The sequence below is a fragment of the Psychromonas aquatilis genome, from assembly GCF_038155185.1.
Taxonomy (GTDB): Bacteria; Pseudomonadota; Gammaproteobacteria; order Enterobacterales; family Psychromonadaceae; genus Psychromonas; species Psychromonas aquatilis.
Genome location: NZ_JBAKAZ010000454.1, coordinates 1 through 210 on the forward strand (window position 1 = coordinate 1; position 210 = coordinate 210).

A 210-nucleotide genomic window follows, 5' to 3' on the forward strand; every position below is an offset into this window, starting at 1 on the left:
TGTTCTTCTATTTATAAATCTTGGTCTGACGAATCACCACATAAAACAATGGTATTTGACAATGTTTCTGATAAGTATTCTGCGCGGCGATAATTTGTTTCAATTAATTTAACAGAGTTTTCTTTTTGTAAGCGGTTTGCCAGGCTTTGACCAAAGTATCCACCACCTACAATCATGATTGGTTTGTATGGGTGTTCCATTTTTTGGTTC

The 210-nt window shown here is 35.2% G+C and carries 1 protein-coding gene; it reads right to left on the reverse strand.

Going from position 1 to position 210, the window contains the following annotated elements; genetic code table 11:
• Window positions 1–11: 11 nt before the first annotated feature.
• The coding region (locus V6256_RS16140) for an NAD-binding protein (protein ID WP_341599202.1) at window positions 12–210 on the reverse strand (199 nt) is incomplete at its 5' end.